Annotated in this window: 23 protein-coding genes; 8 read left to right on the top strand and 15 right to left on the bottom strand. The window is 73.4% G+C overall.

What is annotated here, in order from left to right:
- Positions 1-3: 3 nt before the first annotated feature.
- From HDG69_RS06755 to HDG69_RS06715, 9 genes are all read right to left on the bottom strand, one after another.
- A complete protein-coding gene (locus HDG69_RS06755; RefSeq protein WP_171782916.1) occupies positions 4-795 on the bottom strand; it encodes an SDR family oxidoreductase in 792 nt (263 codons plus the stop codon).
- Between the two features lie 54 nt (positions 796-849).
- Positions 850-2,175, bottom strand: a complete 1,326-nt coding sequence (locus tag HDG69_RS06750; RefSeq protein WP_171782915.1) for an aminotransferase class III-fold pyridoxal phosphate-dependent enzyme — start codon at positions 2,173-2,175, stop codon at positions 850-852.
- Positions 2,176-2,271: 96 nt separating this feature from the next.
- Complete coding sequence (locus tag HDG69_RS06745; protein ID WP_171782914.1) at positions 2,272-3,420, bottom strand: ABC transporter substrate-binding protein; 1,149 nt, start codon at positions 3,418-3,420, stop codon at positions 2,272-2,274.
- 22 nt (positions 3,421-3,442) lie between these two features.
- Positions 3,443-4,219 carry an ABC transporter permease subunit gene (locus HDG69_RS06740; RefSeq protein ID WP_171782913.1) on the bottom strand — a complete coding sequence of 259 codons (777 nt, stop codon included), beginning with the start codon at positions 4,217-4,219 and terminating at the stop codon, positions 3,443-3,445.
- Complete coding sequence (locus HDG69_RS06735; RefSeq protein WP_171782912.1) at positions 4,216-5,112, bottom strand: ABC transporter ATP-binding protein; 897 nt, start codon at positions 5,110-5,112, stop codon at positions 4,216-4,218. Before HDG69_RS06735 ends, HDG69_RS06740 begins: the two co-directional genes overlap by 4 nt.
- Entirely contained in the window at positions 5,109-5,969 is an 861-nt protein-coding gene (locus HDG69_RS06730) for an ABC transporter permease (protein WP_171782911.1), read from the bottom strand. The genes HDG69_RS06735 and HDG69_RS06730 overlap by 4 nt, the downstream gene beginning before the upstream one ends.
- Positions 5,966-6,997, bottom strand: a complete 1,032-nt coding sequence (locus HDG69_RS06725; protein ID WP_171782910.1) for a TIGR03842 family LLM class F420-dependent oxidoreductase — start codon at positions 6,995-6,997, stop codon at positions 5,966-5,968. The genes HDG69_RS06730 and HDG69_RS06725 overlap by 4 nt, the downstream gene beginning before the upstream one ends.
- A 33-nt stretch (positions 6,998-7,030) precedes the next feature.
- Positions 7,031-8,464 carry a dihydropyrimidinase gene (gene hydA / locus HDG69_RS06720; protein ID WP_171782909.1) on the bottom strand — a complete coding sequence of 478 codons (1,434 nt, stop codon included), beginning with the start codon at positions 8,462-8,464 and terminating at the stop codon, positions 7,031-7,033.
- A 38-nt stretch (positions 8,465-8,502) separates the two neighbouring features.
- On the bottom strand, positions 8,503-9,351 hold the full coding sequence (locus HDG69_RS06715; protein ID WP_171782908.1) for a nitrilase-related carbon-nitrogen hydrolase: 849 nt from the start codon (positions 9,349-9,351) through the stop codon (positions 8,503-8,505).
- A 178-nt stretch (positions 9,352-9,529) separates the two neighbouring features.
- On the opposite strand from HDG69_RS06715, the gene HDG69_RS06710 reads away from it, so the two are divergent.
- Positions 9,530-10,924: an aminotransferase class I/II-fold pyridoxal phosphate-dependent enzyme gene (locus HDG69_RS06710; RefSeq protein WP_171782907.1), complete on the top strand. Its 1,395-nt coding sequence runs from the start codon at positions 9,530-9,532 to the stop codon at positions 10,922-10,924.
- A gap of 17 nt (positions 10,925-10,941) precedes the next feature.
- On the top strand, positions 10,942-11,580 hold the full coding sequence (locus HDG69_RS06705; RefSeq protein WP_171782906.1) for a LysE family transporter: 639 nt from the start codon (positions 10,942-10,944) through the stop codon (positions 11,578-11,580).
- Between the two features lie 25 nt (positions 11,581-11,605).
- On the opposite strand, the gene HDG69_RS06700 is transcribed toward HDG69_RS06705, so the two are convergent.
- Both HDG69_RS06700 and HDG69_RS06695 read right to left on the bottom strand, forming a co-directional pair.
- Positions 11,606-13,186, bottom strand: a complete 1,581-nt coding sequence (locus tag HDG69_RS06700) for a molybdopterin-dependent oxidoreductase (RefSeq protein ID WP_171782905.1) — start codon at positions 13,184-13,186, stop codon at positions 11,606-11,608.
- A 92-nt stretch (positions 13,187-13,278) separates the two neighbouring features.
- A complete protein-coding gene (locus HDG69_RS06695) occupies positions 13,279-13,704 on the bottom strand; it encodes a CoA-binding protein (RefSeq protein WP_171782904.1) in 426 nt (141 codons plus the stop codon).
- A gap of 230 nt (positions 13,705-13,934) precedes the next feature.
- Between HDG69_RS06695 and HDG69_RS06690 the strand changes: the two genes are divergently transcribed.
- Genes HDG69_RS06690 through HDG69_RS06680 form a run of 3 tightly spaced genes read left to right on the top strand, consistent with a single transcriptional unit; the run spans position 13,935 to position 16,970 of the window.
- On the top strand, positions 13,935-14,963 hold the full coding sequence (locus HDG69_RS06690) for a putative F420-0 ABC transporter substrate-binding protein (protein ID WP_171782903.1): 1,029 nt from the start codon (positions 13,935-13,937) through the stop codon (positions 14,961-14,963).
- Positions 14,956-16,056 carry a putative F420-0 ABC transporter permease subunit gene (locus HDG69_RS06685; RefSeq protein ID WP_171782902.1) on the top strand — a complete coding sequence of 367 codons (1,101 nt, stop codon included), beginning with the start codon at positions 14,956-14,958 and terminating at the stop codon, positions 16,054-16,056. The genes HDG69_RS06690 and HDG69_RS06685 overlap by 8 nt, the downstream gene beginning before the upstream one ends.
- The gene (locus HDG69_RS06680; protein ID WP_171782901.1) at positions 16,053-16,970 is read left to right on the top strand and encodes an ABC transporter ATP-binding protein; all 918 of its coding nucleotides are present in this window, start codon (positions 16,053-16,055) and stop codon (positions 16,968-16,970) included. Before HDG69_RS06685 ends, HDG69_RS06680 begins: the two co-directional genes overlap by 4 nt.
- 4 nt (positions 16,971-16,974) lie before the next feature.
- Here HDG69_RS06680 and HDG69_RS06675 read toward each other — a convergent pair whose 3' ends face one another.
- Together HDG69_RS06675 and HDG69_RS06670 are read right to left on the bottom strand one after the other, a co-directional pair.
- Positions 16,975-17,592, bottom strand: a complete 618-nt coding sequence (locus tag HDG69_RS06675) for a hypothetical protein (protein WP_171782900.1) — start codon at positions 17,590-17,592, stop codon at positions 16,975-16,977.
- 69 nt (positions 17,593-17,661) lie between these two features.
- The gene (locus HDG69_RS06670) at positions 17,662-18,048 is read right to left on the bottom strand and encodes a DoxX family protein (protein ID WP_171782899.1); all 387 of its coding nucleotides are present in this window, start codon (positions 18,046-18,048) and stop codon (positions 17,662-17,664) included.
- Positions 18,049-18,096: 48 nt separating this feature from the next.
- On the opposite strand from HDG69_RS06670, the gene HDG69_RS06665 reads away from it, so the two are divergent.
- The 3 genes from HDG69_RS06665 to HDG69_RS06655 are packed head-to-tail and all read left to right on the top strand — an operon-like array spanning position 18,097 to position 20,649.
- Positions 18,097-18,690, top strand: coding sequence for an HhH-GPD-type base excision DNA repair protein (locus tag HDG69_RS06665; RefSeq protein WP_171782898.1), 594 nt, complete (start codon positions 18,097-18,099; stop codon positions 18,688-18,690).
- Positions 18,687-19,748 carry a glutathione S-transferase C-terminal domain-containing protein gene (locus HDG69_RS06660; RefSeq protein WP_171782897.1) on the top strand — a complete coding sequence of 354 codons (1,062 nt, stop codon included), beginning with the start codon at positions 18,687-18,689 and terminating at the stop codon, positions 19,746-19,748. Before HDG69_RS06665 ends, HDG69_RS06660 begins: the two co-directional genes overlap by 4 nt.
- 52 nt (positions 19,749-19,800) lie before the next feature.
- Positions 19,801-20,649 (top strand): hypothetical protein, encoded by an 849-nt coding sequence (locus HDG69_RS06655; protein ID WP_171782896.1) that lies wholly within the window; start codon positions 19,801-19,803, stop codon positions 20,647-20,649.
- A 15-nt stretch (positions 20,650-20,664) separates the two neighbouring features.
- Here the strand turns inward: HDG69_RS06655 and HDG69_RS06650 are convergent, their stop codons facing one another.
- Both HDG69_RS06650 and HDG69_RS06645 read right to left on the bottom strand, forming a co-directional pair.
- Positions 20,665-21,120, bottom strand: a complete 456-nt coding sequence (locus tag HDG69_RS06650) for an anthrone oxygenase family protein (protein WP_216645167.1) — start codon at positions 21,118-21,120, stop codon at positions 20,665-20,667.
- Positions 21,117-22,001: a Rossmann-fold NAD(P)-binding domain-containing protein gene (locus tag HDG69_RS06645; protein WP_171782895.1), complete on the bottom strand. Its 885-nt coding sequence runs from the start codon at positions 21,999-22,001 to the stop codon at positions 21,117-21,119. The genes HDG69_RS06650 and HDG69_RS06645 overlap by 4 nt, the downstream gene beginning before the upstream one ends.
- Between the last annotated feature and the right edge of the window lie 72 nt (positions 22,002-22,073).

Here is a 22,073-nt window from a genome sequence, read left to right as displayed (position 1 = left end):
ACGTCAGACGCCCGTGCGGGCGATCTTCGTGTTGTGCACCTGCGCCCGGGGCCGGATCACCATGAGGTCCAGGTTGACGTGCGGCGGCCGGGTCAGGGCGTACGCGATGGCGTCGGCGACGTCGTCGGCCTGCAGCGGCTGGTAGCCCTCGTAGACGGCCGCGGCCTTCTCGGCGTCGCCGTCGAACCGCACCAGCGAGAACTCCTCGGTGGCGACCGCGCCCGGGGCGATCTCGACGACCCGGACCGGCTCGCCGGCGAGCTCCCAACGCAGGGTCGTGGACAGCATCCGCTCGCCGTGCTTGGCCGCGGTGTACCCGGCACCGCCCTCGTAGGCACCGTGCGCGGCAGTCGAGGTGACGACGACGACGTCGGCGCCGCCCCCCTCCGCGCCTCCGCGACGCTCGGCCGCCGCCCGCAGCAACGGCAGCACGGCCTTCGTGACGCGCAGGGTGCCGAGGACGTTCAGCTCGTACATGTGCCGCCACTGGTCGACGTCGGCGTCCTCGACCCGGTCGAGGCCGAACGCGCCCCCGGCGTTGTTCACCACGCCGTCGAGCCCGCCGGTCTCGCTCAGGTGGGCGACCAGGGAGTCGACGGCGTCGTCGTCGGTGACGTCCAGCGGGTAGGCCTCGGCGCCGGTCTCGGCCGCGAGCGCCTCGAGCCGGTCGGCACGCCGTGCCGCGGCGACGACGTCGAACCCCTCGGCGCGCAGACGACGGACGGTGGTGGCGCCGATGCCGGACGAGGCGCCGGTGACCAGGATGCGGCGTGCGGGCGCGGGGGTGGTGCTCATCGGATCTCCTCGGTGGTGCGATGGTGGCCGATGGTGGCGGGCCAGGACGGCGGCTCAGGTCGTGACGTCGCGCAGGACGCCCGCGAGGATCCCGAGGCCCTCGCGGGCCTCATCCTCGCCGATGATGCACGGCGGCACGACGTGCACGCGGTTCTCGGCCACGAACGGCAGCAGGCCGCGCTCCAGGCACAACCCCTTGATCCGGGCCATCACGGTGGGGGGCAGGGGGGCGCGTGAGTCCTGGTCGGCCACGAGCTCGAGGGCCCAGAAGACGCCGGTCCCCCGCACCTCGCCCACGAGCGGGCACCCGGCCGCGATCTCGGCGAGGCCTGGACCGAGCACGTCGCGGCCGATGCGGGCCGCGTTCTCGACCACGCCGTCGGACTGCATCGCGTCGAGCGTCGCGACGATCGCGGCCATCGCCAGCGGGTGGCCGGAGTAGGTGAGCCCGCCGGGGAACACCTGCTCGTCGAAGGTGGCGGCGATCTCGGCGCTGACGAGCACGCCGCCGGCCGGCACGTAGCCGGAGTTGACCCCCTTGGCGAAGGTCACCAGGTCCGGGACGACGTCGTGCTGCAAGAAGGCGAACCACGAGCCCGTCCGGCCGAACCCGGCCATCACCTCGTCGAGGACGAGCACGATGCCGTACCGGTCGCAGATCTCGCGGACGCCGGCGAGGTAGCCGGGCGGCGGGACGAGCACGCCGGCGGTGCCGGGGATCGTCTCCAGCAGGATCGCCGCGACCGAGGCGGCCCCCTCGGCGACGACGACGCGCTCGAGGTGCTGCAGGGCGCGCTCGCACTCCTGCGCCGGCGAGTCGGCCCAGAAGTCGGACCGGTACAGGTACGGCCCGAACGCGTGGACGTGACCCCGCGCGTACTCGTTCGGCACGCGCCGCCAGTCTCCCGTGGCGACGACGGCGGCGCCCGTGTTGCCGTGGTAGGAGCGGTAGGCGGAGACCGCCTTGTCGCGCCCGGTGTGCAACCGGGCCATGCGGACGGCGTTCTCGTTGGCGTCGGCGCCGCCGTTGGTGAAGAAGACCTTGCGGAACGCGGCGGGCGCGAGTGCCAGGATGCGCTCGGCGGCCTCGGCGCGGGTGGCGTTGGCGGTGGCCGGCGAGACGGTCGTCAGCAGGTCCGCCTGCTCCTTGATCGCCGCGACGACGGCGGGGTGCTGATGGCCGATGTTGGTGTTGACGAGCTGGCTGGAGAAGTCCAGCCAGGTGGTCCCGGCATGGTCCCAGACCCGGCAGCCCGCACCACCGGCGACGACGAAGGACGGCAGGTGCGCCTGGGCGGACCAGGAGTGCAGCACGTGGCGGTGATCGGCTGCAAGGACCGCGGCGTCGAGGTCGGCGCCGGTGAGGGGGGCGGTGTCCACTGGGGTTCCTTCCGTGGGACCGACGGGGGTGGGCGGACGAGGGGCCGGGCGTGGCGCCACCGAGGGGGTGCGGCGCCACGCCCGGTGCCCGGGGTGCTACTCGCCGCCCTCGAGGAGGGTGACGTCGATCGGTGCGAAGTCCTCGCCCAGGACGTCGATGCCGTCCTCGGTGAGCTCGGCGAGCGCCTGCTCGACGTAGTCGTTGGAGTAGGCCGTCTCCGGCGGCTCGGAGGTGATGATGCTGGCGCCGGTCTCGTTCTGCGTACCCATCGCGATGTCGACCGTCTGCTCCCACTGGTCGGCGTTGATCGTGCCGACGCCCGAGGTCGAGGGCCAGATGAGCTTGTTGACCTCGTTGGTCTGCCAGAGCTGGTGGCTCTGGCCGAGCGTGGAGCCGGCGGCGGTGACGATGCCGGCTGCCGCCTCGGCGTCGTCGCGGGCGTAGGCCCATCCCTGGAGCGAGGCCTTGATGAACTTCACGGTGGTCTCGGCGTAGGCGTCGTCCTCGGCCAGCCGCGCGGTGTCGGCCCAGATGGCGTCCTGCAGCATGGCGGTGCCGACGTCGTTCCAGTCGATGACGGTCAGGTCCTCCGGCTGGTAGAGCTCCCCGGTGTCGGGGTTCACGGTCTCCAGCACCTGCGCGTACTCGTTGTACGTCATCGCCTGCGCCGCATCGATGTCTCCGGCGAGGAACCCGTTCATGTCGAAGGCCTGCTGCACCAGGGAGATGTCGCTCGAGGTGTCCAGGCCCGCCTCCTGCATCCCGGCGAACAGCTCCCACTCGTTCCCGTAGCCCCAGGAGCCGACGTTCTTGCCCGCGAGGTCCTCCGGTCCCGAGATGCCCGAGTCCGCGAACGCGATCTGCAGCGTCCCGGAGCGCTCGAACACCTGGGCGACGTTCGTCACCTCGGTGCCCTGCTCGATGGAGCCGAGCACCTTGGGCACCCAGGAGATCGCGTAGTCGGCGTCGCCGGCGGCGAGGACGTCGATCGGGACGGTGTCGGTGCCGGCCTCGACGATCGTGACGTCGAGTCCTTCGTCCTCGTAGTAGCCCTGGTCGAGCGCCGCGTAGTAGCCGGCGAACTGCGCCTGCGCCACCCACTGCAGCTGCAGGGTGACGGGCGTCAGCCCGTCGCCCGAGCCGACGTCGGCCGACTCGGCCTCGCCGGCACAGGCCGACAGGGCGAGCGCGGCGGTGGTCGCCATCGCACCGATCCCGAGGGTGGTGCGCGCTGTGTGCTTCATGTTCCGTTCCTCTCGTGGTCGTTCAGGGTCGCTGGCGGAGGTTCCCGCGGTGGAGCACACCGCGCTCGAGGGCGAGCGTGGCGCAGAAGAAGACGAGGCCGATGACGACGGCCCCGACGACGTAGGCCCAGGCGAGCGGGTAGTTGCTCGACGACACGGCAGAGGTGATCGCCTTGCCGAGCCCGTCCACCGGACCGCCGAAGTACTCGGCGACCAGGGCGGAGATGACGGCCACGGACGCCGCGACCCGCAGCCCGGAGAAGAAGAACGGCAGCGCTCCGGGGAGGGTGACCACCCGTGTCGCCTGGCGGCGGGTCGCCGCGTAGACCCGCATGAGGTCACGGTGGACCGGCGTGACCGTCCGCAGGCCCCGCAGCGTGTTGACGTAGACCGGGACGAACGACACGATCGCGGCCACGACGACCCGTGCGGTCTGCGCGTTCGCGCCGAACATCGTGTACAGCACCGGGGCCAGCGCCACGATCGGCACGACGGCGGCCGCGGCGACGAGCGGCGCGGTCATCTCGTCCACCACCCGCACGGCGGCGGACACCGCGGCGGCCAGCAGCGCCACGGCCACACCGATCACCAGTCCCCAGAAGGCGTTGCGAGCCGTCGACCAGCTCGCCGCCGCGATCACCGCGGCGTGGTCCACGAGCTGCTCGCCGATCGCGGTGGGGCTCGGCACGACGAACGGCCGGAGCTCCAGGCCGATCACGGTCGCCTGCCACGCCAGCAGCGCCACGACACCGAGCAGGACGGGCGCGAGAACCTCACGCCACCGGCCGGCCGCCCTCACCGCTGGTCCACCCCGCGCGCGGTGCCGTCGGCGGGGTCCGTGCCGTGGAGCGCCTCGCGCACGGCCCGCACCCGGTCGAAGAACTGGTCGTCCTCGCGCAGCTCCTCGGTCCGGTCACCGGCGCTGCCGAGCGCGACCGGCACGATCTCGCGGACCCGGCCCGGCCGGGCGGACATCACGACGACCCGGTCCGAGAGGTACACGGCCTCGGGGATGGAGTGGGTGACGAAGACGACGGCGGCACCGGACTCCGCCCGCAGCCTCAGCAGCTCCGTCTGGACGTGCTCACGGGTCATCTCGTCGAGCGCGCCGAACGGCTCGTCCATGAGCAGCAGGCTGGGGCTCTCGGCGAGCGCCCGGGCGATCGCGACCCGCTGCTGCATCCCGCCCGAGAGCTGGTCCGGGCGGTGGTCGGCGAAGTCGGCGAGACCGACGAGCCCGAGCAGCTCTGCGGCCCGGGCACGTCGCGCAGCGCGACCGGTGCCGTGCAGCTCGAGCGGGAGCTCGACGTTGGCCCGGACCGATCGCCAGGGCAGCAGGCCGGCCTGCTGGAACGCGATGCCGAAGTCATGGTTCTGCCGCGCCACGTGCGGCGGCCTGCCGAAGACCGTCAGCTCGCCGCCGGTCGGCCGGTCGAGGTCGGCGATCAGGCGCAGGAGCGTCGACTTGCCGCACCCGGACGGGCCGATGAGCGAGACGAACTCCCCTGCCCGCACGGTGAGGTCGACGTCCGAGAGCGCCACCACGTCGCCCGACCGCGAGGCGAACCGACGGCTGACGCCGCGCACCTCGACCGCGGCCGCGGCTGCCGTGGCGGCGGAGCCGTCCGGTGGGCCGACCGGCTCGACGGGACCGGACCGGGCGGACCGGCTGGTGGGGGCGGTGGCACTCATGAGACCTCCGAGACGCGGTAGCGGTCCAGGGCACGGGAGAGCAGGACGCACACGCCCGCGGCGACGAGGCCGACGACGACGGCGCCGGCGATGGGCGACCACTGCTTGGCCGGGTCGGCGCTCGCGCTGGCGCCGAACTCGACGATCATGCGGCCGATGCCGCCGCGCAGGCCGATGGAGACCTCGGCGACGACGGCGCCGACGACGGCGTTGGCTGCGGCCAGGCGCACGGCGGGCAGCAGGTGGGGCACCGCGGCGGGCAGCCGCAGCGTGGAGTAGGTGCGCCACCAGCCCACCCCGTAGGACCGCAGCAGGTCGACGTGGACGGCGTCGGGCGAGGACAGCCCGCGCAGCGCCCCGACGGAGACCGGGAAGAACGCGAGGTAGGAGGCGATGACGGCCACCGACATCCAGTCCTGCCAGGCGAACGCGCCGATCTCGAGCTGGCTCCCCCAGCGGCGCACCAGCGGGGCGAGCGCGATGAGCGGGACGGTCTGGCTGAGCACGACCCACGGCAGCAGGGCGGACTCCGCCGTGCGGAACCTCTGCATGAGGGTCGCCGTGAGCAGACCGACGGTCACGCCGATCACCCAGCCCACCGCGGCGACCCCGAGCGTGAACGCCGCGGCCTGCCCCACGGCGAGCCACAGCGGGTCGGCCCCGGGGGCGGACGTCACCGGCGCGGCCGCCCGGGCCGCCATGTCCCACAAGTGCGGCATGGCGACGTCGTTCGCGCGCGGCAGCACCGTCATCCCGGCGACGACCACGCCGTCGTCGGGCGCGAGGAGCTTGTACCCCTCCCACAGCGCGACCAGGGAGATCACCCCGGCGGTACCGGTGAGGACCTGGCGTCTCATGCGCTCGCCGCCACCAGCTCGCGCATCGCGGGGATGACGCGCTCGCCGTAGGTGCGCAGCGTGTCGTCCTTGTTGTCGTGCTGCAGGTAGGCGGCGAACTGGGTGACGCCCAGGTCGCGCAGCGCCTCCAGCTTGGCGACGTGCTCCGCGGGCGAGCCGAGCACGCAGAACCGCTCGACGATCTCGTCGGGGACGAACCGGGTGTGGGTGTTCCCGGCCCGGCCGTGCTCGTTGTAGTCGTACCCCTCGCGGTCGCGGACGTAGTCGGTCAGGGCCTTCGGGATCGCCGAGTCCGTGCCGTACCGCGACACGATGTCCGCCACGTGGTTGCCGACCATGCCGCCGAACCACCGGCACTGCTCACGCATGTGGGCGCGCGCCGCCGGGGAGGCGCCGTCGCCGGTGTAGGCCGGCGCCGCGACGCAGAACGCGACCTCGTCCGGGTCACGTCCGGCGGCCTCCGCCGAGTCGCGCACCGCGCGGATCATCCAGGCGGCGATGTCCGGGTCGGCGAGCTGCAGGATGAAGCCGTCCCCCACCTGCCCCGTCAGCGCGAGCGCCCGCGGCCCGTAGGCGGCCACCCAGACGTCCAGCACCGAGCCCTTGCTCCACGGGAACTGCACCGTGCGGTCGCCGAGCTCGACCGGCCGGGAGTTGCCGAGCTCGCGGATGACGTGGACGGCGTCGCGCAGCGTGGCCAGGTTCGACGGCCGTCCGTTGAGGGTGCGTACCGCGGAGTCGCCCCGACCGATCCCGCAGATGGTGCGGTTGCCGTACATGTCGTTGAGGGTGGCGAACAGCGAGGCCAGGACCGTCCAGTCCCGGGTCGCGGGGTTGGTGACCATCGGGCCCACCGTGATCCGGCGGGTGGCGGCGAGCATCGCCGAGTAGATGACGAACGGCTCCTGCCACAGCAGGTGCGAGTCGAAGGTCCACGCGTAGTCGAAGCCGTGGTTCTCGGCCTGGCGGGTGAGCTCGACGACGCGCGAGGCGGGCGGGTCGGTCTGGAGGACGACACCGAAGTCCATGAGGAATCTCCTGAGGTTGGTCGGCGGGTGCCGTCAGACGAGGTACTGGGTCAGGTCACGCTTGACGTACCGGCCGTGGCCGACCTCGCCCACGAAGGCGTCGTCCTGGACGATCACGCGGCCACGGGACAGGACCGTGTCGACGTGCCCGTCGATCTCGTAGCCCTCCCAGGCCGAGTAGTCCATGTTCATGTGGTGGGTCTTGCCCACCCCGATGCTGGTGTGCCCGGCGGGGTCGTAGACGACGACGTCGGCGTCGGCGCCCGGGGCGATGACGCCCTTGCGCCCGTACATGCCGAACATCCGCGCCGGGGTGACGGAGGTGATCTCGACCCAGCGCTCGAGACTGATCCGGCCGGTGACGACGCCCTGGTACATGAGGTCCATCCGGTGCTCGACCGAGCCGATGCCGTTGGGGATCTTCGAGAAGTCCCCCGTGCCCAGCTCCTTCTGGTCGGCCATGCAGAAGGGGCAGTGGTCGGTCGAGACGAGCTGCAGGTCGTTGGTGCGCAGCGCCTGCCACATGTGGTCCTGGTGGCCCTCGGCCCGCGAGCGCAGCGGCGTCGAGCACACCCACTTGGCGCCCTCGAAGTCGCCCCACTGCTCGCTGCGGGCGCCGAGCTGCTCCTCCAGCGACAGGTACAGGTACTGCGGGCACGTCTCGCCGAACACGTTCTGGCCGCGGTCGCGGGCGAGCGCGATCTGCTCGACGGCCTGCTTGGCGGAGACGTGCACCACGTACAGCGGCGCGCCGGTCAGGTCGGCGAGCATGATCGCTCGCGACGTCGCCTCGGCCTCCGCCTGCCAGGGTCGGGTCGTGCCGTGGAAGAACGGCGAGGTGTTGCCCGCGGCGAGCGCCTGCTGCACCAGGACGTCGATGACGGCGCCGTTCTCCGCGTGCATCATCATCATCGCGCCGTTGTCGGCCGCCTTCTGCATGGCCCGCAGGATCTGGCCGTCGTCGGAGAGGAAGACCCCTTTGTAGGCCATGAACAGCTTGAAGCTGGTCACGCCCTCGTCGATCAGCTCGTCCATGGCCTGCAGGGAGGAGTCCTGCACGTCCGAGAGGATCTGGTGGAACCCGTAGTCGACGGCACAGCTCCCGGCGGCCTTCTCGTGCCAGAGCGCGTACTGGTCGAGCACGTTCTGCTCCGGGTACTGGACGACGAAGTCGACGATCGTCGTCGTCCCGCCCCAGGCGGCCGCCGTCGTCCCGGTGGCGAAGGTGTCCGAGGCGAACGTGCCGCCGAAGGGCATCTCCATGTGGGTGTGCGCGTCGATGCCGCCCGGCACCACGTACTTGCCGGTCGCGTCGATCACCGTGTCCACGCTGGCCGCGAGGTCCACGCCGAGGGCCGTGGAGCCCGGGTCGAGCAGGGCGACGACCTTCTCGCCGTCGATCAGGACGTCGGCACGGGAGCGGCCGGACGCGTTGACGACGGTCCCGCCGGTGATGAGGGTCTTCATGGGGGCCTCCAGGGCTGGCAGGTCGCGGTGGGTGCCGGTCAGGGAGCCGAGATCGGCCCGTAGGCGTCGGGCCGGCGGTCGCGGAAGAACTGCCAGCGCTCGCGCACCTCGCGGATCTGGCCCAGGTCGAGGTCACGGATGACGAGCTCGTCCTCGGTGGCGCTGGCGACGTCACCCACGTAGTTGCCGTCCGGTCCCACGGCGTAGGAGCTGCCGTAGAACGCCACCGCCTCGTCGCCGTACTCGTTGTCCTCCCGGCCGACCCGGTTGTTCGCGACGACGAAGATGCCGTTCGCGGCGGCGGCCGCCGGCTGCTCGATCTCCCACAGCCGGTTGGAGACGCCGGGCGCGGTCGCGTTCGGGTTGAAGACGATCTCGGCACCGTTCAGCGCGAGCACACGCCAGCCCTCCGGGAAGTGCCGGTCGTAGCAGATGTTGACGCCGATCCTGCCGACCGCCGTCTCGAAGACCGGGTAGCCGAGGTTGCCGGGACGGAAGTAGAACTTCTCCCAGAATTTCGGCAGGTGCGGGATGTGGTGCTTGCGGTACTTGCCGAGGTAGGTGCCGTCCGCGTCGATCACCGCCGCGGTGTTGTAGAGCACCCCGGGCTGCTCCTCCTCGTAGACCGGGAGCACCATGACGACACCCAGCTCCTTGGCCAGCGCGGCGAACCGGTCGACCGTCGGGCCCGGCACCGACTCGGCGTAGTCGTAGTACTCCGTGTCCTGGGTGATCCCGAAGTAGGGCCCGTAGAACAGCTCCTGGAACGCGACGACCTGTGCGCCCTGCGAGGCCGCCTCCCGCGCCCACTGCTCGTGCAGGGCGATCATCGACTCCTTGTCACCGGTCCACCGGGCCTGGGTGAATGCGACGCGTACCACGCTCATGTCTACGACCTTCCGAAGATCCGTCGCGGTCGGCCGGGCCTCCCACGAGATGACGACGAACGTGACTCTGTGGCTTGAACATTTCTGCGGCGTAACCCTGGGTTTCGATGCCGGGTCCATCGGGGTCGGCCACGTAAACACTGCGGTTCCGGGCCTCACGGGCAGGCACGATGACCGCATGGAGCCCTCCTACGACGCCGCCCGGATCGCCGCCGAGGTCGCCGAGCGCAGCCCTCGCGGCATCGCCGCCTCGCTCTCGCGTCTCGTCCGTTCCGGCGCGCTGCGCACCGGGGACCGGTTGCCGACCGTGCGCGACCTGGCCCGCGAGCTGGGGGTCAGCCCGGCGACGGTCAGCGGCGCGTTCCAGGCGATGTCCGCCGTCGGGCTCGTCACCTCGCGCGGCCGGGCGGGGACCTCCGTCCTGCCCGCCCCGCGCAGCTGGCTGCCACCTCGCTACCGGTCCATGGCGGCCGACGCCGGCGCCCCGGCCGACCAGGCGGGCGCGGCTCCCGGTGCACCGCGCGTCGACCTGTCCAGCGGCACCCCCGACGCCGACCTCCTGCCCCGACTCGGTCCGGCGCTCGCACGTGCCGCCCACCACGTTCCGGCGGCCGACACCAGCAGCTATCTCGAGTCGCCTGTGCTGCCCGAGCTGGAGACCCTGACGCGTGAGACGTGGCCCTTCAGCCCGCAACGCGTCACCGTCGTCGACGGCGCGCTCGATGCGATCGGCCGCACGCTGGAGCAGGTCGTCGGGTTCGGCGACCGCGTCGCCGTCGAGGACCCCGGCTTCCCCCCGACGTTCGACCTTCTCGACCAGCTCGGCCTGGAGCGTGTGCCGCTGGAGCTCGACGAGCGCGGGGTACGTCACCGGTCTCTGGCGGCGGCCCTCGGCCGGGGGGTGCGAGCCGTCGTGCTCCAGCCTCGGGCGCAGAACCCGACCGGGCGCAGCCTGACCCCCACCCGGGCACGTGAGCTGGCCGGTCTGCTCCGACGGCTCGGTCCCGGCGTCGCCGTCATCGAGGACGACCACTCCGGCCTGATCTCCTCCGCGCGGGACGTCAGCCTCGGGTCGTACCTGCCGGACCAGGTGGTGCACGTGCGCTCCTACTCCAAGTCGCACGGCCCCGACCTGCGGATCGCCGCCGTCGGCGGACCGGCACGGGTCCTCGATCCGCTCGTGGCCCGGCGGATGCTCGGCCCGGGCTGGACCAGCCGTCTGCTGCAGCGTGTCCTGGTGGACCTGCTGACGGACTCCACGGCGGTCGCGGCCGTGGAGCACGCCCGCCGGATGTACTTTGCGCGTCAGCGCGGGTTCGTCGCTGCACTCGCCCGCCAGGGCCTCGACGTGCAGGCCGGCGACGGCGTGAACCTGTGGCTCGCGGTCGACGACGAGGCCACCGCGCGGACCCGCCTCGAGGCCGCAGGGGTCCGCGTCGCGGTGGGCGCACCGTTCCGCGCCGGTCGCGCGCACGCTGGTCGGGCGGACGGGCACCTTCGACTGACGGTCGGGATGCTGCGCGACGACCCTGGACCGGTCGCCCGCGCCGTGGCGCTCGCCGTGCGCCCCTGAGGCGCTACCGTGACGCCGTGACCGTCACCCAGGCCGTGCTGGCCTTCGTCGTCGTGGCCGGGCTGCTGACCGTCATCCCCGGCATGGACACCGCGCTCGTGCTCCGCAGCACGCTGACGCGTTCGCGCCGGCACGGCGTCGCGGCCCTCGGCGGCATCCAGGTCGGCACCCTGCTGTGGGGGGCTGCCGCGGCCGGTGGAGCCGCGGCGCTGCTCGCCGCGAGCCAGACGGCGTACCGCGTGCTGACGATCGCCGGCGCCGTCTACCTCGTGTGGATGGGCGTGTCGATGATCGCGGCCTCTCTGCGCCGGCGCGTCGAGGACGGCGCCGTCGGGGCACCCCCACCCGCGTCGGGCCGATGGCGGCACTTCGGTCTGGGTCTGGGCACGAACCTGATGAACCCCAAGGTCGGCGTCTTCTACGTGGCGGCCATCCCGCAGTTCACACCTGCCGGGGTGAACCCGTTGCTCATGGGGCTGCTGCTCGCCACCGTGCACTGCGTGCTCGGCACGCTCTGGCTCTCGGCGGTCCTGCTCGGTGCCGGCGTCGCCGGGCCACGTCTGCGCCGCTCGGGTGCCGTGCGCTGGCTCGACCGGGTCACCGGAGGGTTGCTCGTCGCCTTCGGTGCCCGGCTCGCGTTCGAGGCGCGCGCCTGACCTGCCGCGCCCGTCCGGGGAGAGGTCAGCCGACGCTGACCTGCACGGAGTGCCAGCCGGTGGCGCCGTCGGGGGCGGGCGGCGCCTGGTCGCTCGTCTGGACCTCGCCGTCGGCGTCGGTGGCCCGCACCGTGATCGTGTGGTCGCCGGGCGGCGCGTCCCACACGTACCGCCACTGCCGCCACGTGTCCGGTCCGACGGTGTCGGCGACCTCGGCGGCCTGCCACGGGCCGTCGTCGATGCTGACCTCGACCGCGTCGATGCCGGTGTGCTGCGCCCAGGCGACGCCGGCAACGACCACCTCGCCGGCCCCGACGGAGCCCGAGCGCGGCACGTCGATGCGCGACTGCAGCTTCACCGGACCGAGGGCCGACCAGCCGCGCGGCGTCCAGTAGCCCTCGTCGTCGGCGAACCGGGTGACCTTCAGCTCGGTGACCCACTTGGTCGCCGAGACGTACCCGTACAGCCCCGGCACCACGAGCCGCGCCGGGAAGCCGTGCCGCTCGGGCAGCGGCTCGCCGTTCATGCCGATCGCCAGCAGGCTCTCGCGGTCCGGGTCGGTCAGCACCTCCAACGGCGTGCCGGCCGTCCAGCCGTCGACGCTGGACGAGAGCACCATGTCGGCGTCCGCCTGCGGCCTGGCGCGGGCGAGCAGCTCACGGATCGGGTAGCCGAGCCACAGCGCGTTGCCGATGAGGTCCCCGCCGACCGCGTTCGACACGCAGGCCAGGGTGACGTGGTGCTCGGTCAGCGGCAGCGCGAGCAGCTCGTCCCAGGTGAGCTCGAAGGGCTCGTCGACCAGTCCGGTGACCCGCAGGGACCAGTCGGCCGGGTCGACGGTCGGGATCCGCAGCGCGGTGTCGATGCGGTAGAAGCCGTCGTTCGGGCTGATGTACGGGTCCGCGCCGGGGACACCGAGGTCGGCGCCCGGGGGGACGGCGGGCGCCGGGGTCGCGGCAGCAGGCAACCGGATCGCCTCGCGGACCACCTCGACCGCCCGGCTTCCCGCCGACACCACGCGCGCGGCCACCAGCGCCACGATCGCACCGGCCGCGGTCGCTCCGGTCCAGGCCAGGAACGAGCGGCGCGAGGGACCGTCACCGGGCAGCGCGGTGACCTCCCCGCCAGCGGGCACGGTGACCGGCAGCGCGGCCGGCAGGGCGGCCGACGACGCCGGCACCCGGGCGACGAGCACGCGCAGCAGCACGACCGCAGCCCCGACGCCGAGCAGGCTCGGCACCGCCCACACGGCGGTGGCGCCCGGACGGTTCACCGCGATCAGCGCGAGCGCCACGCCGACCGCGCCCAGCAGGGCGCCACCCCACGGCGGACGCCGGTGCTGCAACCAGCCCGCGAGCGCCGCACCGGCCACCAGGACCAGTCCCATCGTCGCCAGCAGCACGGCCTTGTCCGCCGTGCCGAACCACTCCACGGCGACGTCCTTGAGCCAGGGCGGGACGACGTCGACGAAGGCAGCGCCCAGCGCGAGCACGGGCGAGGCGGCGGGGTCGACGACGGCGGCGACCAGCTCGGCCGCCGCCAGCCCTGCCCCGGCGGCGACGACGCCGGCGAGGGCGGCCCAGCGGCCGCCGGTGCTGTGGTCCATGCCGACCACTGTGTCACCGCGACGCACGCTCACCAGCGCACGGGCGCCATCCGTCACCGGCTCGTAAGGAGTGGTCGTGCTCCCGAGTCGGCTCAGGCGATGCCGAGCCGGGGCAGCTCGATGGCCGGGCAGCGGTCCATCACCATGTCCAGCCCGGCGTCCCGGACGCGCGCGGCGGCGACCTGGTCGATCACGTCGAGCTGGAACCAGACGGCGCGGGTTCCCGCCGCGATCGCCTGGTCCGCGATGTCCCCGGCGAGCTCGGAACGCACGAAGACGTCCACGACGTCGACGGGAAAAGGGATCTCGGCGAGGGTGGCGAAGCCCTGCTCGCCGTGCACCGTCGGTGCCGAGGGGTGCACGGGCACGACCCGCTTGCCGTGCCGCTGCAACGTCTTGGCGACGCCGTACGCCGCGCGGGCCGTGTTCGTGGACAGGCCCACCACGGCCCAGGTCGTGGTGTCCTGCAGGACGCGACGGATGGTCTCGTCGGTCGGGGTGAGGGTCGAGGTCGTCATGCCGCTGTCAACGGGTGCGCCTGCCGTGCTGTTCCACGAAGGGACTCCCGGCCTGGTCGGACGGCGTACTAGGCTGGACCTGCGGACCACGGGCACCCCTGACTCGCCCGTCGGTGCGACCCCTCCCCTCTGGGTCGCAGGTCCGGTCGGTGCGAGATGACGCACCGCGTCCACCCTGCACGCCCCGCCTCGTCGCGCCGTGCGCCAACCGCTCAGAGGGAGCCTCCCGCGTGCCTCGTCCGCACCTTCTCGCCCTGCCCGTCGCCACCGTCCTGGTCCTGGCCGCCTGCTCGTCCGGCACAGGGACCGCCGACGACGGCGCCACGTCCGCGCCGTCGGGTGCGCCCGCCGCGGAGGGCGCCGCCACGCAGTACCCGCTCACGCTCGACAACTGCGGCACCGAGGTGACGTTCGACGCCGCACCCGAGCGCGTCGTGACCATCAAGTCCTCGACGGCCGAGACGATGCTCGCTCTCGGGCTGGGCGACCGGGTCGTCGGTGCGGCGTTCCTCGACGGCGAGGTCCCGCAGTGGCTCGCGGAGGAGGCCGAGGGAACGGCCGTGGCCGAGCCGTTCAGCGACGAGGTCCCGGGCACGGAGGCACTCCTGGAGCTGGAGCCGGACCTCGTCTACGCCGGCTGGGAGTCGAACGTCTCGGCGGACGGCGCCGGTGACCGGGAGACCCTCGCGAGCCTCGGGGTGCCGAGCTATGTCGCCCCGGCCGCGTGCAAGGACCCCGGGTACATGCCGAACCCGCTGACCTTCGAGGACGTGTGGGCGGACGTGCGCGAGGTCGGGCAGATCTTCGACGTCGCCGAGACCGCCGAGGACGTCGTGCTGGAGCAGAGCGCCGTGCTCGGGGCCATCGTCCCCGACGACCGCGGGCTCGAGGCGCTCTGGTACTCCTCCGGCAGCGACATCCCGTACGTGGGCGCCGGGATCGGGGCTCCGCAGATGATCCTCGACGCCGTGGGGCTGGGCAACGTCGCCGGGGAGGTCGAGGACACCTGGACCTCGATGTCCTGGGAGGAGGTCGTCGACGCCGACCCCGACGTCATCGTCCTGGTCGACGCGGCGTGGAACAGCGCCGAGGACAAGATCGCCCGGCTGCAGGAGAACCCGGCGACCGCCGAGCTGTCCGCCGTGGCCGAGGAGCGGTTCCTGGTCGTGCCCTTCCCCGCCTCCGAGGCGGGGGTGCGCAACGCCGACGCCGCCCTGAGCATCTCCCAGGGGCTCGCGGAGATCGACATCGATGACTGACGCACCGACGGCGTCCGCCCGCACCACGCGCCCGAGCACCTCGGGCGCGGCGGGCACGCTGTCGCGCGGGCGGCTGCTCGTGTGGCTGGGCGGGACGACGGCGGCGCTCCTGGCCAGCGTGGTCGTCACGGTGGCGATCGGCCCGGCCGGGCTGACGCCGTCGGACGTCGCCCACGTGGTGGCCACCCGGTTGGGCCTGGGCGACCTGCTGGGGATCGGCGCCCCCGACACGCTGGCCGACGGCATCGTGTGGCAGCTGCGGATGCCCCGGGTGCTCACCGCTGCGGCGGTCGGCGCCGGGCTCGCGGTCTGCGGCGTCGTCATGCAGTCGCTCACCCGCAACCCGCTGGCGGACCCCTACCTGCTCGGGCTGAGCTCGGGGGCGTCCTTCGGTGCCGCATGCGTACTGGTGCTGGGCTGGACGGCGGTGCTCCCGGTGGCGGCGTTCGTGGGGTCGACGGCGGCACTGGTGACCACGCTCGCCCTCGCCTCGGCCTCGGGGCGGGGGGCCGGCGGGCTGTCCCCGGCACGCACGGTGCTCGCCGGGCTGGCCGTGTCCCAGCTCGCGGCCGCGGCGACAAGCTTCGTCATCTTCTGGTCGGCGAAGGGCGACCAGTACCGCGAGATCCTGTCGTGGCTGCTCGGGTCCGTGGCAGGGGCGACCTGGACGTCGGTGGCCGTCACGGCCGGTGCGGTGCTCGTGCTCGGCACGCTGCTGGCCTCGACGGGATCGGTGCTGGACGCCTTCACGTTCGGCGACACCTCCGCCGCGGCGCTCGGGGTGCCCGTGGCGCGGGTGCGCTGGGGGCTGCTGCTCGTGGTCGCGCTGCTGACCGGCGCGCTCGTCTCGCAGTCCGGGGCGATCGGGTTCGTCGGGCTGATCCTCCCCCACGCGGTGCGACTCCTGGTCGGCGCCCGCCACCGTGCCCTGCTGCCGCTGTCGATGCTGTGCGGGGCGACGTTCCTGATGTGGGCGGACACCCTGGCCCGCACCGTCTTCGCCCCGCGCGAGCTGCCCGTCGGGATCGTCACGGCGGCGATCGGCGCCCCGGTGTTCGCGCTGCTGCTCTGGAAGGGACGGGCACGCTCATGACGCAGGTCTCCGATCAGGCCCGCCTCGAGGCCGGTCCACGGTCGACAGTCGCCGAGCCCTCCGCCGGGAGGACCAGCGGGGCGGGCCTTGCCGCCGAGCGGGTCCGGTGGTCGGTGGCGGGGCGCCTGATCCTGGACGACGTGGACGTCACCGCGCCGCCCGGAGCGGTCACGGGCCTGCTGGGTCCCAACGGCACCGGCAAGTCGACCCTGCTGCGGCTCGTCGCCGGTGTGCAGCGACCCGACGGCGGTAGGGTCTCGCTGGCCGGCACAGCCTCCCCGGATCCGGTGGGCGCGCCGGGCCCCTCGGGCGCAGCACGCGAGGACCTGCTGGCGATGCCGCGACGCCGCCGGGCGCGCACGGTGGCCTTCGTCGAGCAGGACGCCGCCACCGAGCTGCCGGTGACCGTGCTGGACGCCGTCCTGCTGGGACGGACCCCGCACCGGTCGCTGCTCGCCGGACCGAGCGAGGACGACCATACGATCGCCCGCGCCGCCCTGGAGAGGGTCGGCGCCCTCGGCCTCGCGGACCGTGAGGTCACCACCCTGTCCGGCGGGGAACGCCAGCGCGTGCACATGGCCCGCGCGCTCGCCCAGGCCCCGCGCGTGCTGCTGCTCGACGAGCCCACCAACCACCTCGACGTCGCGGCACAGCTCGCCACGATGCGGCTGGTCCGTGAGCTGGCCCGCGAGGGCGTCACGGTGCTCGCAGCCCTGCACGACCTGTCGCTGGCCGCCGCCACCTGCGACCACGCCGTGGTGCTCGCCCCGGGCGCGTCCGGGCACGTCGTGGCGGCCGGCCCGGTCGAGCAGGTGCTGGTCCCCGAGGTGATCGACCCGGTCTACGGGGTGCGCACCACCGTGCTGCGGCACCCGCGCACCGGACGGCCCGTGCTCACCTTCGAGGAGCGCTGAGGCCTCACAGCGTCTCGGTGAGGTCCCCGACGTGCCAGCTCCCCTCCGCACCGGCGACGAGCGTCGCGACCAGCCCGTGCTCGGCGGCGGGGTGACTGTCGGTGCCGTGGGGCGTCCGCAGGGTCGTCTCGGTGTTGTGCACGCGCGTGTGCAGCAGGTAGATGTCCCTGTCGAGCTCGGGGTCGAGCTGCTCGGCGGGGACGACCTCCTCTGCGGGCACCCGGCGAACCAGCTCGACCCGAGCGCGCCCTGCCACGACCTCGAACCCCGCGGCGTGCGCGTCGAGGGCCAGCTGGCAGCGCACCCGGCAGGTCTCGCAGGTCTCGGCAGCCATCTGGTCGAGCTCGGTCGCGTCGCCCGTGCGGTACACCTCCTGCTCCAGCGCGAGGTGGTGCTCCAGGGCGGCCACGGCCGCCTCCGTGGTCGGTGCCGCCTCCAGGGGCACCGACGGTTCCTGAGCCGGGTCGGACGGCTCGTCCGCGACCGGGGCGCCGTGGCCCGACTGTGCGGACCCGTCGTGCAGGCAGGCACTCGTCAGCAGCCCGATGGTCGCGGCCAGGGCGACGGCGGTCGCGGTACGGGCGATGCGCGCGCCGGCGGGCGAGACGTGGTGTGCTCTCATGCCGCGTGACGCTACGGCGGCGCGGGGACTTCGTGCCGTCGTCGTCCACAGGCTGTGGACGACGGCTGGTCAGCGCACCGACGCGTCGCGGGCCACCCGCCAGGCCCAGGCCACCAGCGGGACCTGCAGCGGCAGCCGGCCCCAGGCGACCAGGGGCCGACGCGCCCACGAGCGCACCCCGGGCCGCGAGTCGAGAGCCATCTTCACGTTGCCGGGGAACACCCCGACGAACAGTGCGGCGGTGGCCAGGCCACCGACCCGGCGGGTGGCCGGCACCGCGACCGCCGCCGCGCACGCCAGCTCGGCGACACCGCTGCCGTACACCCAGGCACGCGGTGAGCCGAGAGCCGGAGGGATCAGCGCCTCGAACGGGCGGGGACGCCAGAGGTGCAGGATGCCGGTGGCGGTGAGCGTCGCGGCGAGGCTGCCGGCCAGGACATGAGGGGGTCGAGCCATGTGCCGAGGCTAGCCGCGGGCACCGGCGATGTCCGGCAGGATGGGTGCATGGCTACCGACCTCTGGATCACCGGCGACGCCGACACGGACCGACTGCTGAGCGAGGACCCGTTCGCGCTGCTGGTCGGCATGCTGCTCGACCAGCAGTACCCGATGGAGCACGCGTTCGCCGGGCCTCGCAAGATCCTCGACCGGTTCGGCACGATGGACCCGGCCGCGATCGCCGACGCCGACCCGGACGCGTTCGTGACGATGGCGACGACTCCCCCGGCGATCCATCGCTACGGCCGGTCCATGGCCGGGCGGGTGCAGGCGGTCGCCCGCGCCGTCGTCGACGACTACGACGGCGACGCCTCGCGCATCTGGACCGACCCGGGAGCGTCCGGCGAGCCGCCCACCGGCGCCGAGGTGCTGCGCCGCCTCAACGCGCTGCCCGGCTACGGCGAGCGCAAGGCGAAGATCTTCCTCGCGCTGCTCGGCAAGCAGCGAGGCGTGGAGCCGACCGGCTGGCGGGAGGCTGCCGGCGAGTTCGGGGAAGAGGGCTCCCGCCGATCCATCGCGGACGTCACCAGCGCCGAGACGCTGCAGGAGGTCCGCGCGTTCAAGAAGGCGGCCAAGGCCGCCGCGAAGGAGACGAAGTGAACGACGGCACGACCACGGAACTCCCGGAGCACTCCCAGGGTGGCAAGTACACCGTCGAGGGCAAGGAGTTCGTCCGCGACGCGAACTACATCTCCACCCGCATCACCCGCGACGGTGAGGACGGCTACCCCGTCGAGCCCGGCCGGTACCGGCTGGTCGCCGCACGGGCGTGCCCCTGGGCGAACCGCTCGATCATCGTGCGCCGGCTCCTCGGCCTGGAGGACGTGATCAGCATCGGCATGCCAGGGCCCACGCACGACGAGCGGAGCTGGACGTTCGACCTCGACCCGGACGGCAAGGACCCCGTGCTGGGGATCGAGCGGCTGCAGCAGGCGTTCTTCGCCCGTGACCCGGAGTACCCGCGCGGCATCACCGTCCCCGCGATGGTCGACACGCGGGACGGGGCGGTCGTGACGAACGACTACGCGCAGATCACGCTCGACCTGTCGACCGAGTGGGCCGAGCACCACCGCCAGGGCGCCCCACGGTTGCTCCCGGCCGTGCCCGAGGACCGCGCCGAGATGGACTCCGTGATGCGCCGGGTCTACACCGAGGTCAACAACGGGGTGTACCGGTGCGGGTTCGCCGGTTCCCAGGAGGCCTACGACGAGGCGTACGTGCGGCTGTTCACCGCCCTCGACTGGTTGGAGGAGCGGCTCGCGACCCGCCGGTTCCTGATGGGCCGCGCGATCACCGAGGCCGACATCCGGCTGTTCACGACGCTGGTGCGGTTCGACGCCGTCTACCACGGGCACTTCAAGTGCAACCGCAACAAGCTCACCGAGATGCCGGTCCTGTGGGCCTACGCCCGCGACCTGTTCCAGCTGCCCGGCTTCGGCGACACTGTGGACTTCGCGCAGATCAAGGATCACTACTACGTGGTGCACACCGACATCAACCCCACCCGGATCGTGCCCGCCGGCCCCGACCTGCGCGGCTGGCTCGATCCGCACGGGCGCGAGGAGCTGAGCGACGACCCGTGGGGCGGCGGCACCCCGCCCGGTCCCGTGCCGGACGGCGAGCAGGTGACAGCCGGGCACAGCCCGCTGGCTCCCTGAGCCCTCGGGGCGTGCCGCGGACCGGCCTCGGCGCCCGTTAGGCTCGGGCACCATGGACTCCCTGCTTCCCCTCGGTACAGCCCCGCGCCCCACGACGGGTGACGACCTGGCCGCGCGACTGCGCGCCACCGTGCGCGAGGCGGTGCGCGGCCAGGTGCACGGGCTCGACGACGCCCGGATCGAGGCGAACCTCGACGGCGCCGACGTGCACACCCTCGACATCGACCTCACCGGGGTGGCCGTCGTACCGAGCCAGGGCGAGGCGCCGGTGGACCCGGCGTGGACCCCGGACGTGGTCTCGCGTGACGACGCCGTGCTGCGCACGCTCCGGCTGGGCGCCCACCCCCTGTCCGTCGTCGACCTGCCGGTGGACCTGTCCGCCGAGCTGCAGGGCGCGCGATTCGCCTGGGTGTCGGCGGCAGACGGGTCCGTCGGGGCCGAGCTCGTCGAGCCGTCGGAGGACTCGCCGGTGACCGGCAGCGCCCGGGTGGCGGTCTCCCGGGCCGGCCTGGCCGGCACGGTGCAGGGCCTGCTCGCCGTGGCGCTGTCCGGCAACGGCATCCAGCTGACGGGCTTCGACCTGCAGATCGACCAGACCGGCCCCCGGGACGCCGCGATCGCGGTCGAGGCGTCGATCAAGAAGGGCATGTTCCTCTCGGCCAAGATCACCGCGACCGCGTCCGCAGCGGTGGACAGCGCCATGGTGGTCACCGTCGGTGACGTCCAGCTCTCCAGCGGCAACCCGATCGTCGGGGCGCTCCTCGCGGCCTCCAAGGGGCGGGTGGAGGCGGTGGCCGGGCAGCGGATCGACCTCGCCGAGGCCCTGCCGCCCGGCGTGCGGCTCACGGACGTCCGTCTCGACGTCGGCGAGGAGATCGTGCTGTCCGCCGAGCTCGGCTGACCGGCCACCGCGTCGTCACAGGGCCAGGACGCACATCCCTGCGGCCAGGGCGCCGGCCACCGTGCGCACGTGGTTCCACCGGAGCCACGGCCGCACGAAGCGCTGCCACTCGGCGCCCGGCTCCGCGGCGGCATCCAGCCGGTCGTTGAGCGGGACGTTGCCCAGACCGGTCACGCCGACGACGCCGACCACCGTCGTCACCGCCCCGGCGACCGCCCAGGGAGCACCCGGCTCGGAGCTCACCAGGCCGGCGACGGCGCCCGCCACGGGCAGCGCGACCGCCGCGAGCAGCAGCACCATCAGCGGGGGCCGGACGGCGTCGCGGTTGATCGCCCGCATGGCCGCGGCGCCGTCGTCGGGCGGCAGCCGCCGCAAGCCCGCCATGACGAAGGCCGAGAACGCGTAGAGCACTCCCCCGGCCATGCCCGTGGCGACGGCGGCCGCGCCGACGAGCACCCCGTACACGGTCACGCGCCCGCTCCCGGCACCCAGTCGGACGCCTCCCGCGCGGCGTACTCGCGGAAGTCGCGCGCGGGGCGGCCCAGCGCCCGCTGGACGCCGTCGGCGACCCACGCGCCGCGGCCGTCGAGCACCTCGGTGAACAGGTAGCGCAGCAGGTCGACCTCGTCGGCCGGAACACCCAGGGCCGCGAGACCCGTGGTGAAGTCGTCCATGGAGATCGGCACGTACCGCAGGTCCCGGCCGGCGGCCGCGCCGATCTCGGACACCGCCTCGGCGAACGTGAGCGGGCGCGGGCCGGTCAGCTCGTAGACCCGGCCGGCGTGCGCGTCGTCGGTCAGGGCGGCGACCGCCACCTCGGCGACGTCCTCCAGGTCCACGAACGGTTCGCGCACCTCGTCCACGGGCAGGGCGAGCTCGCCGGCGAGCAGCGGTTCCAGCAGGAAGCTCTCGTCGAAGTTCTGCGCGAAGAACGCACAGCGCACGACCGTGCGGGCCGGGAAGACCTCGGCGACGAGGTCCTCGGCGCGCTGGGCCTCGGTCTCGCCCCGCCCGGACAGCAGCACGAGCCGCTGCACGCCGGCGTCACGCGCGTGCTCGGCGAGCCGGGTGACCGTCTCCGGCGCACCGGCGACCGCGAGGTCGGGAACGTAGGCGACGTAGACGGCCGCGGCGCCGTCGAGCACCGCCGGCCAGGTGGACTCGTCCGCCCAGTCGAAGCGCGGGGTGGATCCTCGCGAGGCGCGGCGCACGGGCACCCCGAGCGCGTCGAGCCGGTCGGCGACGCGCCGGCCGGTCTTGCCGGTCGCGCCGAGGACGACGACGGTGCCGCGAGCGGCGACGTCGCCGGTCCGTGCGAGGAACGAGGTGTCGAGCGTGTGCTGCTGGGACATGGTGACCTCCAGGGGCGTGGTGAGCTGTCACCTCCGAGTCAAGCGGCGTCGCCCGAGACGATCCATCGCCGA

Origin of the sequence: Isoptericola halotolerans (assembly GCF_013149785.1) — a bacterium.
Classification (GTDB): Bacteria; Actinomycetota; Actinomycetes; order Actinomycetales; family Cellulomonadaceae; genus Isoptericola; species Isoptericola halotolerans.
The sequence above is the reverse complement of the archived record's forward strand: the minus strand, read 5'-3'. Positions and strand labels throughout refer to the sequence as shown.